Annotated in this window: 12 protein-coding genes; 6 read left to right on the forward strand and 6 right to left on the reverse strand. The window is 72.1% G+C overall.

Annotated elements, in window-relative coordinates:
- Positions 1–92 precede the first annotated feature (92 nt).
- Together WMF28_RS06420 and WMF28_RS06425 are read left to right on the forward strand one after the other, a co-directional pair.
- Positions 93–2,042: a protein kinase domain-containing protein gene (locus tag WMF28_RS06420; protein ID WP_437601182.1), complete on the forward strand. Its 1,950-nt coding sequence runs from the start codon at positions 93–95 to the stop codon at positions 2,040–2,042.
- Positions 2,043–2,094: 52 nt separating this feature from the next.
- Positions 2,095–3,399, forward strand: coding sequence for a glycoside hydrolase family 113 (locus WMF28_RS06425; RefSeq protein WP_437601183.1), 1,305 nt, complete (start codon positions 2,095–2,097; stop codon positions 3,397–3,399).
- Here WMF28_RS06425 and WMF28_RS06430 read toward each other — a convergent pair.
- The 4 genes from WMF28_RS06430 to WMF28_RS06445 all read right to left on the reverse strand — a co-directional run bounded on the left by WMF28_RS06430 (position 3,396) and on the right by WMF28_RS06445 (position 7,736).
- Positions 3,396–4,811: an ATP-binding protein gene (locus WMF28_RS06430; protein WP_437601184.1), complete on the reverse strand. Its 1,416-nt coding sequence runs from the start codon at positions 4,809–4,811 to the stop codon at positions 3,396–3,398. The two genes, WMF28_RS06425 and WMF28_RS06430, sit on opposite strands and share 4 nt — an antisense overlap.
- A 201-nt stretch (positions 4,812–5,012) precedes the next feature.
- Complete coding sequence (locus WMF28_RS06435) at positions 5,013–5,729, reverse strand: hypothetical protein (RefSeq protein ID WP_437601185.1); 717 nt, start codon at positions 5,727–5,729, stop codon at positions 5,013–5,015.
- Positions 5,729–6,808 (reverse strand): nucleotidyltransferase domain-containing protein, encoded by a 1,080-nt coding sequence (locus WMF28_RS06440; RefSeq protein ID WP_437601186.1) that lies wholly within the window; start codon positions 6,806–6,808, stop codon positions 5,729–5,731. Before WMF28_RS06440 ends, WMF28_RS06435 begins: the two co-directional genes overlap by 1 nt.
- Before the next feature lie 31 nt (positions 6,809–6,839).
- A complete protein-coding gene (locus tag WMF28_RS06445) occupies positions 6,840–7,736 on the reverse strand; it encodes a hypothetical protein (protein WP_437601187.1) in 897 nt (298 codons plus the stop codon).
- 268 nt (positions 7,737–8,004) lie between these two features.
- On the opposite strand from WMF28_RS06445, the gene WMF28_RS06450 reads away from it, so the two are divergent.
- Together WMF28_RS06450 and WMF28_RS06455 are read left to right on the forward strand one after the other, a co-directional pair.
- The gene (locus tag WMF28_RS06450) at positions 8,005–9,123 is read left to right on the forward strand and encodes a glycosyltransferase family 4 protein (RefSeq protein ID WP_437601188.1); all 1,119 of its coding nucleotides are present in this window, start codon (positions 8,005–8,007) and stop codon (positions 9,121–9,123) included.
- Positions 9,124–9,137: 14 nt separating this feature from the next.
- Positions 9,138–10,325, forward strand: a complete 1,188-nt coding sequence (locus WMF28_RS06455) for a glycosyltransferase family 4 protein (RefSeq protein ID WP_437601189.1) — start codon at positions 9,138–9,140, stop codon at positions 10,323–10,325.
- Positions 10,326–10,385: 60 nt separating this feature from the next.
- On the opposite strand, the gene WMF28_RS06460 is transcribed toward WMF28_RS06455, so the two are convergent.
- Positions 10,386–11,519 (reverse strand): hypothetical protein, encoded by a 1,134-nt coding sequence (locus WMF28_RS06460; protein WP_437601190.1) that lies wholly within the window; start codon positions 11,517–11,519, stop codon positions 10,386–10,388.
- A 787-nt stretch (positions 11,520–12,306) separates the two neighbouring features.
- On the opposite strand from WMF28_RS06460, the gene WMF28_RS06465 reads away from it, so the two are divergent.
- Both WMF28_RS06465 and glgX read left to right on the forward strand, forming a co-directional pair.
- Positions 12,307–12,441, forward strand: coding sequence for a hypothetical protein (locus tag WMF28_RS06465; protein ID WP_437601191.1), 135 nt, complete (start codon positions 12,307–12,309; stop codon positions 12,439–12,441).
- Between the two features lie 70 nt (positions 12,442–12,511).
- Positions 12,512–14,641, forward strand: a complete 2,130-nt coding sequence (glgX, locus tag WMF28_RS06470) for a glycogen debranching protein GlgX (protein ID WP_437601192.1) — start codon at positions 12,512–12,514, stop codon at positions 14,639–14,641.
- A gap of 20 nt (positions 14,642–14,661) precedes the next feature.
- Here the strand turns inward: glgX and WMF28_RS06475 are convergent, their stop codons facing one another.
- The gene (locus WMF28_RS06475) at positions 14,662–15,981 is read right to left on the reverse strand and encodes a GNAT family N-acetyltransferase (protein ID WP_437601193.1); all 1,320 of its coding nucleotides are present in this window, start codon (positions 15,979–15,981) and stop codon (positions 14,662–14,664) included.
- Positions 15,982–15,988 lie beyond the last annotated feature (7 nt).

The raw sequence follows: 15,988 nt of genomic DNA on the forward strand, positions 1-15,988 counted from the left end.
TCATGGACGCCTTGCTGCACTCTGGATCTGCTATTCAGAGGACAGGTTCTGACGCTGTTCGCGGAGCTCGCGGACCCCACCGAGGCAGTGCGTTGACGTCGCTGAAGCTCAGAGGAGAGGATCGCGCGGCCGCACAGGAGCGGACCGACGCCGGGCGTGTGTCGCGGGCGGCCGAGGCGGGTCCGGGGCAGCAGGAGGTCGTCGCCGGCAGGTACGCGGTGGAGACCCGGATCGGCGCCGGCGGGGTGGGCGTCGTCCAGCTCGCGACAGATCGCGCGTCGGGCCGGCGCGTCGCGCTCAAGCGCGTCGATCCGGTGCTCGCCGAGAACAGGCATGCCGTCGAGCGGCTGCTCCGGGGCGCGCGCGCCGCGCGCTCGCTCTCGGGCAGGTACGTCGCGCGGATCCTCGACGTCGGTGTCGAGGACGGCGTGCCGTTCGTCGTCAGCGAGTACCTGGAGGGCTCCGACTTCTCGAGCTACCTGCAGCGCCGCGGGCCGCTGCGGGTCAGGGAGGCGGTGAAGTACCTCCTGCAGATCTGCGAGGCCGTCGCCGAGGCGCACGGCATCGGGATCCTCCACCGCGACCTCAAGCCCGAGAACCTGTTCCTCAGCTTCGGCGACGGCGCGCCCAGCGTGAAGGTGCTCGATTTCGGCGTGTCGGCCGTGGCGTGCGGCGTCGAGAGCGAGGGCCCGAACGCCGTCTCGGGCGCCATGCGGACGTCGCTGCTCTACATGGCGCCGGAGCAGATGCGGTCGGCGGGCGGCATCGACGAGCGCGCCGACATCTGGTCGATCGGCGCTGTGGCCTACGCGCTCCTCTGCGGGGCGAGCCCGTTCGACGCGCGGACCGAGCTCGAGATCTGCAACAAGGTCCTGCACGATCCGCCCGCGGCCTTCCCGCCGCGGTTCGAGCCCGTCGAGCTCAAGGAGCTGCTGCTGCGCTGCCTCGACAAGGACCCGGGGGCGCGCCCCCCGGACGTCGCGAAGCTCGCGTTCGCGCTTGCGCGCTTCGGGGGCGATGGCGCGGAGGACGCGGCCGAGCGCGTGTGGGAGGCGCTCCGGGCGGACGAGACGCTCCGCATGGCGACGCCGGCCCCCGCGCCCGTCGAGGACGAATGGGAGCCCGACACGCTGGCCGATCTGCCGAGGATGTCGCCCGACGACCTCATGGGCGACCTCGAGACGACGGCCAAGTGGGACGCGCCCGGGGGCGGGGGCCGTCAGTCCGACGTCACGCTGGTGTCGCACGCGGGCGCGTTGTGGGACGGCGGCGAGCAGCTGCGGGCGAGCCGCACGCCGCCCCCGCGGGTCGTGATGGTGAGCCCACCGACGCGCCCCTCGGAGCCGCAGGCGGCCGCGACAGGGCATCGCCCGGCAGGTGAGACGCCCATTCCGCTCGGTCGCCATTTTGCGCATCGCGTTAGCGCCGACCCGGCGCCGCGCGTCACACCGGCGGAGGCGCGCGTGCCGGTCGAGACGGAGCGGCTCACGCTTGTGCGCCGCGGGCCGTCGCCGTGGCCGCGCCGGCTCGCGATCGGGCTCGCGGTGTTCGGGATGATCGCGGGGCTCGGCGGCGTGTGGCTCGTGCAGACGGGCACGCTCGACGCCGGCGGGAGCGCCCTGCCTGCATCGAAGGGGGTGGCGAAGCGCGCGGTCCAGGCGGCGCGCTCCTCCGCCGTGGCGAGGCGACCGGACATTGTCGTGCCTGCCGCGTCCGATCTCGCGCCCGAGCCCCCGCCGGCCGTGCCGGACACCGCGAGCGCCGCCGGCCCGGCCAGCGAAGCGCCGCGGGTCGTGCCGCCGGGGGGGATCCGGCACCAGCCGCAACGCCCCGAGGTGATCTACGACGAGGTCGAGCGCGAGCGGCAGCGGCTCGAGAAGAGCGAGCGCGAGCGGCGGTGGCGCGAGGGGACCGAGCGCGCGCGGCAGCAGCGCGACGCGATCGGGCGCGCGCCGCAGCCGCCGGAGGAGGGCGCGCGCGCGCCGCAGCAACCTGAGCAGGGCGACGGCGCGCAGCGGCTCCAGGACACCGACGGCGGGTGACGTCCGCAATACCACGAGCCGCCTGCCTGGTATAAGGCGTCCCGTGCCAGCGATGAGTCGAGAAGTATGCGCGCTCGCCGGCGCCGCGGGCGCCGCGCTCGCCGTGTCGGCGGCGGCCGTCAGCTGTCCTTCGCGGCCTGCGAGCGCCGCACCGCGGGTCGCGCCGGAGGCACCCCGGATCGCGGTGGAGGCGCCGCGGGCGCCGCGGATCGCAACGGAGGCGCCGCGGATCTCGCCGGAGCGCCTGCCGCACGGCGCGACGGGGTGGGCCGAGTCGGGCTGGGGCGGCGTGCGCGGCGTGACGATCGGGCCGATCGAGAACCTCCGGCACCCGGGCCGCGGCTACGGCACCGCGGCGAGCGGGCGGGCGATGGACGAGGCGGTGGCGATGGGCGCGACCTGGATCAGCCTGACGCCGTTCGGCCGCGTGTGGGACGGCAAGGGCACCGGCGTCGATCTCGTCTTCGAGGCGCCGTTCGAGGAGAACCGGCGCAACGTGCTCGCGGCGATCGCGCAGGCGCACGCGCGCGGGCTCAAGGTGCTGCTCGTCCCGCACCTCTGGGTCGAGAGCGGCGAGTGGCGGGCGCTGATCGATCCGGGGGATGACGCCGGCTGGGCGCGCTGGGCCGAGTCGTACCGCCGGTTCCTGCTCACGTGGGCCGCGGTCGCGCGCGAGGGCGGCGCCGAGATGCTCAGCGTGGGCGTCGAGCTGCGGAGCTGGGTGACGACGCCGCGGGCGGCGAGCTTCCTGCCGATCATCGAGGCGGTGCGCCGGGTGTACCCGGGGCTGCTCACCTACTCGGCGAACTGGGACGACGTCGAGCACACGCTGATCTTCGACGCGCTGGACCTCATCGGCATCAACGCCTTCTACCCGCTGGCCGAGCGCGAGGGCGCGTCGTTCGAGGAGCTCTTGCGCGGCGGGCGCAAGGTGGCGGCCGGGGTGGACGCGGTGGCGCGCGCGTGGGGCAAGCCGGTCCTGCTCACCGAGATCGGCTACACAACGCGGCGCGATCCCGCCGTGCGCCCGTGGGAGTGGCCCGACCGCATGAAGGACGTGGTCATCGATCAGCGCTCGCAGGCCGAGGCCTACGCCGCGGTGATGGCGCCGTTCCTCGACGCGCGCACCTGCGCCGGCTTCTTCGTCTGGCGGCTCTACGCCGACCCGGACGACGTCTCGCAGGAGGCCGAGTGGGGCTTCTCGCCGAGGGGCAAGCTGGCGGAGCTCGTGCTGCGCGACGCCTTCTCCACCCGCTGGGCCGCGGACGGCCCCTGGCTGCCCGGCGAGGTGCTCGGCAGGCACCGCGCGCGCACTCCCGGCGTCCTCGGCTGGGAGCTCGACCCGGACGAGCTCTAGGACGGCAGGCGCAGGGTGAACGTCGAGCCCTCGCCGGCGGCGCTCGTCACGTCGATGCGCCCGCCGTGCGCCTCGGCGATGCGGCGCGCGGCCCACAGGCCGAGGCCGACGCCCGGGGCCACGCGGCTCGACGACGGCGCGCGAAAGTAGCGCTCGAACAGCCGCCGCTGGTCCTCGGCCGCGATGCCGACGCCCGGGTCGGCGACCGCGATCGCGACCTCGGCGCCCTCGCGCACGACGGCGACCTGCACGGCGCCGCCCTCCGGCGAGTACTTGATGGCGTTCGCGACCAGGTTGTTGAGCACCTGCTCGATCCTTGTCGGGTCGCAGCGGAGCGGGATGGGCTCCTCGGGCAGCGACAGCCGGAGCTCGTGCGCGCTCGCCGTCGGCCGGTAGAGCTCCACGACCTCGCGGGCGAGCTCGCACGCGTCCCGGGTCTCGTGGCGCAGCTCGATCTCGCCGCCCTCGATCCGCGCGGCATCCATGAGGTCCGTGAGCATGCGATCGCAGCGCGCAGCCTCCTTCCCGATGCGGGCGAGCATCGGCCTGAGCCGCTCCTCGGGCGGCAGGGGCCGATCCGGCCGGAGGCGGTCGACGGTGAGCTTCAGCGCGGCGAGCGGGTTGCGCAGGTCGTGCGCGACGCTCGCGAGGATCCCGAGCTGCTTCCGGCGCTGCTCGGCCAGCGCGGCGGCCATCTCGTTGAACGCGACGGCGATCTCGCGCAGCTCGTCGAGCCCGCCCTGCGGCGCGCGGGCGTCGACCGCGCCGGCCCCGTAGCGATCGATCGCGGCGCGGATCGCGAGGAGAGGGCGATAGGCACGCCTGCTCAGCTGCCAGAGCGCGAGCAGGACGCCGGCGAGCAGCATCGCGACGGCCCCGAGGCTCACGGCCTCCGAGAGCCTGTTCATCTCGTCGACGCGTTCCCGGGCGATCCGCGCCTCGCCGAGCTTCGCGGCGAGCAGTTCATCGAGCGCGGCGAAGGCGCGATCTTGCACCTGCTCGGGGAGCCCAGCCTCCGGCCCGGCGACCGGGAGCGCCGTCTCGCTCGCCTGCGCGCGCGCGGCGAGGTAGCGCTTGATCTCCCGCTCGGTCGCCTTGAAGACGTCGGCGTTGTCCGCGGTGACAGGGTTCATGCGGAGGTCCTCGAGCCACCGCTCCACCTCGCGCCCGGCGGCGTCGCGCGCGCGGGCGTGCTCGGGGAGCTGGGTCAGCGCGACGCGGGCGCTCTCGCGCTCGTAAGAGAGGAGGTCGACCTCCAGCTCCAGGATGGACCGCACCTCTCGAACCAAGTTGAAGAGGCACGCGACCTCGCGGTCCAGGTACGCGGTGCTGAGCGTGAGGCCGCTCGCCGTCAGCAGCGCGAGGGCGGCGAGCCATGCGGTGCTCGCGGCCGCGAGTGTCTTCAGCTTCATCGTTGTTCCCCGATTCCGGCCCTGAGCGCGCCGAGAAGGCGCAGAGTGTAGCGCCTCGAGGGGGCACCGACCGTCCGGCTGGACGATTCGAAGCTCCCGAGGCCGCTCCGGCGAGGCGGCCGCGCCAGGGCTCTCCAGGATCGATGCCGGCACCCGGCGAAAGCGGCGCGCCTGCGCACCGTCGCCGCGGTGTCTCCGGGATCAGGCGGGCGTCTTCTCCACGCCCTTCGGGATCGACAGCGCCGCTCTGGCGATGGCCATCTGGCGCTCCAGCTCCTCTGGCGACGCCGGCGTCTCCAGGATCAGCGCCGCGTCGCCCGGGACGTGGGCGGCGACCCGCTGAAATGCGTGCGCCGCGTTGAGGCTCAGCGCGTCGTGGCGGCTGCCCGCGTTCACCTCGCTCACGTGGAGCTGCTTCAGCCGTGTCCGGTGCGCCTTCACAAGGAAATGCGCCTCGGTCATCGTGCGATCGACCTGGTGCGCGTGGCCGATATCGAAGCAGAACGACGCGTCGGGCAGCGCGTCGAAGAACGGCCCGAGCTCCTCCACCGTGCGGCCCGTCCGCTTTCGCTTGTCCATGTTCTCGAGGGCGAGCAGGCCGCCGAGCTGCCGGAAGGCGCCGAGATCATGGACGGTGTCGGGGTGGAGGACGATCAGCCAGCCCAGCGCGGCCACCTCCGCCATGGCGTCGGCGACGACGCGCTCCTCCGCCGCGTCGAAGCGGCTCGGGGCGTGGAACGAGACGTAGCGATACCGCGACAGGTCCAGGGATCCGAGGCGCCGGAGCAGCGGCTTGAGCTCCGAGATGCGCAGCGCGGAGAGCTCCACCGCGGTCGCGGAGCTCCCCTCCAGCATCGAGAGCGCTCGCTCGACGTCGCTGAGCGCGAGCGCCCCCGTCGAGTAGCCGATGGGTCGCATCAGAACACCCCGTACGTCTGGATGAGCTTGCGGAGCTCCGGGTCCTCCTCGAAGAAGAGCCGGTTGAGCCCGCCCTGGAACTCACGCCCGATATCGCGCACCCGCCTGAACGTCGGGTCGCTGCCGAGCTCGTCGAGCGGCAGCTGCTTCAGCCGGCCGCGCTCCTCCTCGTTCGACAGGAGCGCGAGGAACGCGTCGTAGCTGTCGAACAGCATCCGCGCCGTCTCCGCGGAGATCGCGGGCCGGAGCAGCACCTCGGCGAGGCTCTCCAGGGGCGTCACCCGGATGCGCTCCCGCAGGAAGCGCACGAACTCCGGCGTCGAGATCCGTTCGGCGTCGTCGGTCCACGTCGCCCGGTCCTTGCCGAACAGCTCGAAGCCGAAGCAGGTGATGAGCCCGCTCACGAAGATGAGCTTGCGCGACATCCTGAGCTTCGCGTTGCGGAGCGCCCAGCCCGAGCTGCGTTCCCGCTGCTTGTAGACGAAATCGACGGCGACGGTGCGCCAGTACCGGACGATGTCGTTCAGGAGGAACATCGGGATGATCTCGCGCTTGCTGCCGTAGAGCAGCCCGCGGTCGTCCTCCACGTAGCGCGAGAGCACGAGCCTGAGCACGCGCTCGTGGGCGTCCGGCGTGCCGATCGCGAGCGACTCCAGGAGCAGCAGGATGCGCTGGGTCGTGTTCTTGTTCGTGTCCTCCTGCCCGCCGATCTGGTGGAGGATCGGGTGGCTGAAGGCCACGTTGCCGAACACGCCCGTCGGGCCCGGCTCATGGAACTTCGCCCCCCTCAGGATCTTCGTGATGGCCTGGACCTGGCTGAAGTGCCCCTCGTCGGCCTGACCGTCGATGAGCAGCGTCCAGTCGAGATCGCTGCCGGTCGTGTACTCGCCCCGCGCCAGCGAGCCGAAGACGACCGCGCTCGTGTCGCACGGGATCTGCTCGCGGAGCAGCGCCGCGAGCCGCGCCCGGGTCTCCGCCGAGAGCCGCGCGGCCGCCTCGATGCTCGGCCATGACCGCCCCGCCTTCTCCCCGATCCGCTCGATGGCGCTCCGCGGCGCCCCGCCTTCGTCTCGTCTCATCGATCGCACCCTCGAGCGCGTCCGCCGCGCCTCACGCCCCGCTGTCGCCCGGGAGCGAGAGCCCGAACCACCGATTCACGAGATCATGGTGCTCGGCGAGGTGCTCGCGGTAGCGGGGGGTGCCGTCGAGCGCGGCCCGCTCGAAATCGACCCAGTACAGGGCGCTCGTCTTCTCGCCGATGAGCACGTTGCCGAGCTTGACGTCGAGCGGCGCGACGCCGCGCGCGTTCATCGCCCGGACGATCTCCTCGATGCTGCCGCGGTGGGCCTCGCCGCCGCCGCTCGCGAACGCCTCGATCTCGCGCCGATCGCGCTCCGGATCGAAGAGCTGCCCGAGCGGCGCGAGGTCGATGTCGAGGACCTTCTGCCCGCGCTCGGCGACCTGATGTTGCAGCGTCTGGCCGCGCACGTAGTCGATGAACAGGGTGCGCGTGGTGAGATGGAGATCGCGAATCCTCGGGACGCTGGGGAGGTCGCGCAGGCGGAGGAGCGCGGCCGCTTCGTTGTAGAAGAAGAGCCCGAGCAGGGCGGAGATGTGCGCGCCGACGGGCGCGTTCCGCGGCTGGCCGATGAAGCGCTTGCGCACGCACACGTACCCGCGGCGCAAGACGACGTGCAGCCGGTAGCGCAGGCGCGGCATCTTCTCGCTCCGCCGGTTGAAGAAGGGCACGTCGGCCGGGTGGATCGCGAAGGCGAAGCCGTCCTGATCGAGCTCGGCGAGCACCCTGTCCCCCGGGCCGAGCTCGGCGACCGACGGGATGTCGCTCGGGGTCACGGCGTCGGACACGGGGAGCGGGTTCTCGTCGAGCCGGCGCGCGAGGAGCGCCTTGACGGTCTCGATCCGCACGGCGAGCAGCCTCGTCGCGGTGTTCATGCCTGGCACGCGGCGCAGACCCTGGTCCAGGGCGCGCCGAAGTTCAGGGTTCATGCCCGTCTAGTAGCCGCTTCCGCTCGCCAAATCAAAAGGCGCCGTGGCGGCGAGGCGAGGTGGTAGGATGATCGAACGACCTGCCGCACCATCGAGCAGCGACGAGCAGCGACGAGCAGCGACGAGAAGCCGCGAGCACGACTCGGCGCGACGGAGCGCCAAACGTCACGATCGCCGGCGTTCAGGTGAGGCGTGTTGGCAGCGTGGGTGGCGGTGCACGGCGCGGTTTGCGCTTCAACAGGAGACCCGATTCGGGTAGCAACCCTCCATGGGGACTTCGACGCTGCGGATCGTCCATGTCGTGAGCAGCCTCAACGGCGGAGGCATGGAGCATTTCGTGCTGCGCCTCGCCGAGGCGCAGCGGCGCCACGGCCACGAGGCTTCCATCCTCGCGCTGCGCGGCGGGCCGCTCGCGGAGCTGGCGCGCCAGCGGGCGCTGCCGGTCACCGTGCTGGGCGGGCGCCTGCCCGCGCGGGTAACGCACGCGGCGCTGGCCTTCGCGCGCTCGCGGCCGCAGGTCATCCACGCGCACAACCCCACTGCGCTCCACTACGCCACCGTCGGCAAGGTCCTCACGCGGGCGCGGCTCGTCTTCACCGATCACGCCCAGACGCGCGGGATCATCCGCGTTCCTTCGCGCTTCGAGTGGCGCGCGACGGACGCCGTCGTCGGCTGCTCGCAGGACACGGCCGACAAGAGCGGCGCTGTGGGCGTGGCCGGCAACATCTCTGTCATTCACAACGGGATCGACATCACCCCGGCGCGGCGCACACGCGAGGAGGTGCGCGCCGAGCTCGGCTTCGACGCCGGGCCAGCGGCCCAGTCCGGACCTGCGAGCCCGCCCGGCGGCGCGTTCCTCGGGATCATGCCGGCCGCGTTCCATCCGGTGAAGGCCCACGAGGTGCTGCTCCGGGCGCTGGCGCGGCTGCGGGATCGCGGCGTCGCGGTCACGGTCCTCATCGTGGGCGACGGGGACGAGCGCGACCGCATCCACGGGCTCGCGAGGGAGCTCGGGATCCACGGCAAGGAGGCGCGCTTCCTCGGATTCCGCAAGGACGTGCCCGATCTGCTCCTCGCCGCCGACTTCTTCGTGCTGCCCTCGCGCGATGAGGGGCTGCCGCTCGCGGTGCTCGAGGCCATGGCGCGCGGCCTGCCTGTCGTGGTGACGCCGGTCGGCGGCGTCCCGGAGGTGGTGCGGAACGAGGAGCACGGCCTGCTCGTGCCGGTGGACGACCCCGACGCGCTCGCGGGCGCGATCGAGCGGCTCGCGGGGGATCCGACGCTCGCGCGGCGGCTCGGCGAGGCAGGGCACGCGCGGGTCCGCGACGACTTCTCCTTCGAGAAGATGACGCGCAAATACGAGCAGCTCTATCTCGGCCTCGGGTGACAGGCGAGCGCGCGATGAAGGTCCTCGTCTTCACCCACCATTACCCTTCCATGCGGCTGCCGATGATGGCGCCGTACAGCTATCACACGTACCGGGCGCTCTCGCGCCGCTGCGAGCTCAGGCTCGTGGGCCCGACGCCCTGGTGGACGCGCGTGCGCGGGGCGTCCCGGGAGCTCCTCGGCGGCGCGCGCGAGTCGCACACCGGCATCGACGCGCTGTTTCCCACGTACTGGTCGATCCCGGGGCTGCCGCGCCTGCACGCGCGGGCGATCCACGCGTCGCTCCGGGGCACGATGGCCGGGCTGCGGCGCGAGTTCCCCTACGACGTGGTCCTGGCCGCGTGGGCCTATCCCGACACGGTCGCCGCGGCGGCGTTCGCGCGGGAGGCGGGCGTGCCCCTCGTCACCACGGTGCTCGGCAGCGACATCAACGAGCAGCCGAGGAACGCCGTGCTGCGGGCGCAGATCGCGCCGGCGCTCCAGCGCTGCGCCCGGGTGGTGGCGGTGAGCGGGGCGCTCGGCGAGCGCCTGGTGGAGCTCGGGGTGCCGCGCGAGCGCGTCGTTGTGCAGCTCAACGCGGTCGACGGCGCGCGGTTCTCGATCCGGGACCGGGCCGCCCCGCGGCAGCGCCTCGGCCTGCCGGCCGACGCGAAGATGGTGCTCTACGCCGGCTACCATGTGCCCGAGAAGGGCGTGGACGTCCTCGTGGAGGCGATGGGGCGCCTCGCCGAGGCGGGCCGCCGCGACGTTCACCTGATGATGGTGGGCGGCGGCGATCTGCTCGAGCCGCTGCGCGCGCGGGTGCGCGCGCTCGGCCTCGAGGATCGCGTGCGGCTGTTCGGCTGGGCGTTGCCCGCGGAGATCCCGGAGTACATGGCGGCGTGCGACGTGTTCTGTCTGCCGAGCCGCCGCGAGGGCTGCCCGAACGTCGTCCTGGAGGCGCTCGCCTCGGGCCGCCCCGTCGTCGCGACCCGGGTGGGCGGCGTGCCGGAGCTCGTGCGCGAGGGGCAAGGCGGCAACGGCATCCTCGTCCCTGCCGGCGACCCCGGCGCGCTCGGGAGCGCGCTGATCCGGGCGCTGGACACGGCGTGGGATCCGGAGGCGCTGCGGGGGAGCGTGGGGGCGCTCTCGTGGGACGTCGTGGGGGATCGCTATCACGCGCTCCTCGAGGAGGTCCTCGGCGAGCGGCGCGCGGTGGGCTGAGGCGCTGCCCGGCTGCCGGGCCCTCGGCTTGCGGTGCTGTTTGGCGGGGAGCCCGGCGCGTCAGCTCGCGCAGGGGGGCGGCTTCAGCCGGTAGTCTCGGTAGTCGCCGGGGTTGCCCGCCTTGCCATCGAGCGCCGCGATCGCGATGTTGTACATCTCGCGCGCGGTCACGTAGTGGAGCATCCACTCCTTACCATCGTTGTACCGGGTGGTGAGCTCCCGGTGCAGCGTGTGGCTCCCCGCGCCGAGCAGCGACTCCGCCTGATCCTCGGGCGCGCCGTGCGTGTAGACCTTGACGAACACCCACTCGGGCCTCCCCTCGATGTGAATGTTCTGATCCACCCATGTCTTCACCCGGTCGGGCGTCGGCGGATCGACCGCCTGGAGCGCGCCGTACTCCATCCGCACCCGCACCCGGCTCCCCCGGCGCGTCAGCGCGAGCGCGAGCGGCCCCTCGATCATCAGGAGCCGGTCCTCCAGCATCTCGCCGACCTTGGCCCGGGCGCCCACGGTGTGGGCCTTCCGGCGCGACAGGTTGCCGGTCGGCCAGTAGATCTGGTTCACGATGCCGTGCTGCGACTCGTCAGGGGCCGACGGGAACGTGTAGTCGGCATAGCAGCCCGTCTCGAAGAGGAGCGGGAGCTCCGCGTCGACTCCGCAGTTCCGGGAGTCCCGCCCGGAGTTCGCCAGACACCAGTTGCCGTGGATGAACCCGTATCGCATGCGCCCGTCCGCGTCGCGCGAGAAGTGCCCGTGCTTCCCGAGGATCTCCAGGTACCTGAGGATGTCCGCGCGCAGGTTCTCCTCCGTGTCGTTGTGGTGGTGCAGATGCAGCTCCACCTCGCCGAAGCCGCCGCGCGTGAGATCCGCCAGCGCGTCGAGCCACCCGGGCGTGTACTGCTCCCCCGGGAAGAAGAAGCTGTGGCGCGGGTGCCGGCCGTCCGCGTCGCGGTAGGCGCCGGCCATCTCGGGATATCGCTCGGACCACGCCCTCACCCGCGCGTCGCCGACCTCCGGTGTGGCGTTCTCCCACCCTGGCTCCCAGTGATCGCAGACGGCAAAGAGGAGGTGCCGCGGGCCGCTCGGACGCGGACTGCGGGCGTTCTCGAGCCTCTGTCGGGCGTAGCCGCCGAGCCAGTTGTGGAGGTTCTTGTTCCTGAGATACTGGAGCTTCGCCTGGAGTGTTCCGATCATGAGCTTTCTCGACCGCGGCGCGTTCGACCGGCGGCCGCCGCGGCGGACCGGATACTAACCCGGGCCCCCCGGGCACTGCTATAGCGGCTTCGGGGTCGACGCCGCGATCGAGACGGCCTCTCCGGTTGCACGCGGCTTCACGCGGCCTGCCCTCCACAGATGTGCGCGATCGGCTGCCCGCCCCGGTCTGCAGGGTACGAGCGGCGCAGGTGTCCGCGCGCGGCCGTTCCCGGCCGGCGTGTCGCCAGGAGCTGGGCCAGGAGCTGGGCCAGGAGCTGGGCCAGGAGCTGGGAACGAGCGCTCACGACACGCACGCCCGCTCGCCCGTTCGGCGCGGCCTCACCGCCGAGGTGCACGCAGGCGGTCAGAGGCCCAAGCGTGCCCCAGCAGAGGCGACAAGGCCGTCCAGGGCAGCCACGGGGGCGCGCTCGCCCTCGAGGCGCACAATGTGCTTGCAATTCTGTTGTGTGGCTGTCCAACCTGCTGATCGACAGCTCTTGTGGGCGACAATTTGCCCCACCTGTGGCGATTTTGTTCGACCCAACTTCACAGCGCGACCACCGGCTGTTGTGCTCGCGGTGAGCACCCCTACCGGAATCGCGCTGGCATGATCTCTGCTTTTCGTGGTAGCCGATTGTAGGCATCACTGATATCGAAGGAGCCAGGCATGATTTCAACCCCGATGACGCCGACCGAAGATCTGGTTTCCCTCCCGCAGCGGAGGGCCTCCCTCGAATCATCAGCTTCCATGGCTGAGGCGTGCGAGCTAGCCCGGCGGCTCGCCGACATGATCGAACGCCTCAGGTTCTGCACCCCGGAAGGTGACCAGGCCCAGACCCTCCGCATCGCCGAGGGCATGGCGCGCAGCGTGGCGGACGCCGTGAGCGACGTCATGCGCAGCCGCCGCACGCACGTGGCCTAGCCCGGCGCTCACAGCGCCCATCTCGACAAGGCCGAAGACGGGGGGGCCCACTCCCGGCCTGGAGACCTGCATGAATCCGAAGCGCAAAGGATTGCGACCCGGGGATCCGTACCCGCTCGGCGCAACGTGGGACGGCGTTGGAACGCAGTTCGCGCTGTTCTCCGAGAACGCTGAAGCGGTCGAGCTGTGCCTCGTCGACGACGAGGGGAACGAGCAACGCCTGCCGGTGCGTCACCGCACCTCGATGGTCTGGCACGTCTACGTGCCCGACGTCGGACCAGGGCAGAAGTACGGCTATCGCGTGCACGGCCCCTGGGCGCCGGAGCGCGGGTTGCGCTTCAACCCGCGGGCGCGCCTGCTCGATCCCTACGCGAAGGCGCTCGCGTCGCGGGTCCGATGGGAGGCCAACGCGTTCGCCCATCGCAGCGGCGAGCCCGACGGAGACCTCGTGATGGCCGAGGACGAGGCGCTCGGCTCCCCGCTCGGCGTCGTCATCGACCCCTCCTTCGACTGGACCGGAGAGCAGCGCCCGTGCGTCCCGTTCCACCGCAGCGTCATCTACGAGGCGCACGTCCGCGGCCTGACGATGCTGCACCCGGAGGTCCCGGAGGAGCTCCGCGGGACCTACCTGGGCATCGCCCACCCCGCCATCCTCGGGTACCTGCAGTATCTCGGCGTCACGGCCGTCGAGGTGCTGCCCGTGCACGCCTTCGTGCACGAGAAATTCCTGCTCGACAAGGGGCTACGGAACTACTGGGGCTATCACTCGATAGGCTTCTTCGCGCCGGACGTCGGGTACCGCGCGGGCGCGGAGGTGGCGTCCGAGGTCCGGCAGTTCAAGGAGATGGTGAAGGCCCTCCACGCCGCCGGGATCGAGGTCATCCTCGACGTCGTCTACAACCACACGGCCGAGGGCAACCACCTCGGCCCGACGCTGAGCCTGCGCGGCATCGACAACCCGACCTACTACCGGCTCGTCCCCGGCAACGAGCGCTACTATTTCGATTACACCGGCACGGGCAACACCCTCAACGTGCGCCACCCGCAGACGCTCCAGCTGATCATGGACTCGCTGCGGTACTGGGTCCTCGACATGCACGTGGACGGGTTCCGGTTCGACCTGGCGGCGGCGCTGGCGCGCGGCCTCCACGACGTCGACCAGCTCTCGAGCTTCTTCACGATCATCCACCAGGACCCGGTGCTCAGCCAGGTGAAGCTCATCGCCGAGCCCTGGGACGTGGGGCCCGGCGGCTACCAGGTGGGCAATTTCCCGGTGCGCTGGGCGGAGTGGAACGGCCGGTACCGGGACACGCTGCGCGACTTCTGGCGCGGCTCCGGCGGCGTCGCCTCCGATCTCGGGTTCCGGATCACGGGGAGCAGCGACCTCTACGAGAACAGCGGGCGCAGGCCGTACACGAGCATCAACTTCGTCACGGCCCACGACGGCTTCACCCTGGCCGACCTCGTCTCGTACGAAGGCAAGCACAACGAGGCGAACGGGGAGGGCAACTGCGACGGCGCGGACGACAACCGCGCGTGGAACTGCGGCGCCGAGGGGCCGACCGACGACCCCGAGATCCTCCGGCTGCGAGCGCGCCAGATGCGGAACATCATGGCGTCGCTCCTCTTCTCGCAGGGCACGCCGATGCTCCTCCACGGCGACGAGCGGGGGCGCACGCAGGAGGGGAACAACAACGGGTACTGCCAGGACAGCCCGCTCACGTGGCAGCCGTGGACCTGGGACGAGCCGTCGCGCGCGCTCCTGGAGTTCACGCGCAAGTGCCTCCGCATCCGGCACGAGCACCCGGCGCTCAGGCGCTCGACCTTCTTCAAGGGTCGCCCGATCCGCGGCGGAAAGACCTACGATATCCAGTGGTATCGCCCGGACGGGGAGCTGATGACCGACGAGGACTGGTCGAACCCATGCACGCAATGCCTGGGGGTGTTCCTGTCCGGAGAGGGCCTGGACGATGTGGACGAGTCCGGCGATCGGCTTGTCGACGACGACTTCTTCCTGCTGCTCAACGCGTCGCCCTGCGACCTGCCCTTCCTCCTCCCCTTCGCCGATGATCCCAGGCCGTGGCAGCTCGTCGTGGACACCCAGGACGACGCCGCGACCGAGGCGCGGAAGGGCGGGGAAGAGACGGCGCTGCACTCGCGCTCCCTCAAGCTCTTCCTGCGGAACCGGCGCGGCGCCTGAGCGGCCGCGCGCGGCGCGCCTCAGAAGCCGTTGAAGGCGCCGAGGAACAGGGGGGGCCCGGCGAACGCCGCGTCGAGGAGCGCGGCCGCCTTGGCGCTGCCCACCACGAAGCCCTGGCTCAGGAGATCGCGCGCCGACGTGGCGCCGAAATAGATCTGCGTGAGCCGCTCGATCGATAACGAGAGGCGATCGCCCGCCGTGCTGCCGGGCGCCGTCTGGACGCCGCGCGCCGCGAAGGTGACGTCGAAGGCGCGCGGCGCGTCCGTGAACACCGGGTCCTCGACGTCGAGGCCGATGGCGCCGCGGACGCCGTGCTTCCTCGGCGACGGGTGCAGCGCGAGCGCGGCGGCGACGTCGATGATGCGCCCCATCGCGCCGGGCGCCGTCAGGCCGAGGACATTGCGGCGGTGCGCGACGTGCACGGGCGGGCACAGGCCGGGGTGCCGGGCCGCCGTCTCGTACGCGATGGGCTCGTCGCGGATGCCCGGCTCGTCGAGCAGCGGCGCGCCGTAGCCGCGCGGGAGCACGAGCTCCACGGCCTCGTACTGGTCGCCGAGCGCGCCGAGGAAGCCGATGAGCCCGCGGTAAGCGCCCGGCGTCGGCGCGCGGAGCTCGCGGACGAGCAGCTGCTGGACGCCGTAGGCGCCCCCCTCCGGGACGTCGAAGAGCAGGTAGCCGGCGATCGCCTTGGAGCCCGGATCGACGTAGACCGCGCCGCTCTGGGAGCGCTTGAACACGCGCACGTCCCACCAGTACTCGCTCCGCTTCAGCTGGCCCGTCGTGTCGGTCCGCGCGAGATCGTAGGCCTGCTTGATGAGCGGCTCGTCCCGCGGGCGGGAGAAGGCCCGGACGTGGCGGCGCAGCACCGAGTCCGGGAGCCGGTCGGGCGAGGTGCGCACGACGTCCCGGAGCTCGCAGACGCCGAAGCCGAACCTGCGGTAGAACGAGAGCCGGAAGGGGTGGAGCAGCGCGAGCGCCTCGCCCCGGCGGCGCATGCGGCGGAGGCTCTCGCGGACGAGCCGATCGGCGATGCCCCGGCGGCGGAACTCCGGGAGCACCGCGACGGAGGCGAGGCCCTGGAACGGCACGTCCGCGCCCGCGAAGCTCATCGTCAGGTCGAGCGAGGTGACGTGCCCGACGAGCTGGCCGTCGGTCTCCGCGACGATCACGTTGTCGAGGGCGAGGTGCGCGTGCTCGGTGAAATACCGCAGCCACGCCTCCGGATCGCCCGCCTGGAACGCGCGGTAGGCGGTCGTGGCGAGCGTGCCCTCCTCGCCCTTGCGGGCGCTGCGAAACACGAGCTCGTGGTTGGAACGGCTCGGGGTGCGGGCGCGCGCCATGACGGCC

Origin of the sequence: Sorangium sp. So ce590 (genome assembly GCF_051521365.1) — a bacterium.
Taxonomy (GTDB): domain Bacteria; phylum Myxococcota_A; class Polyangia; order Polyangiales; family Polyangiaceae; genus Sorangium.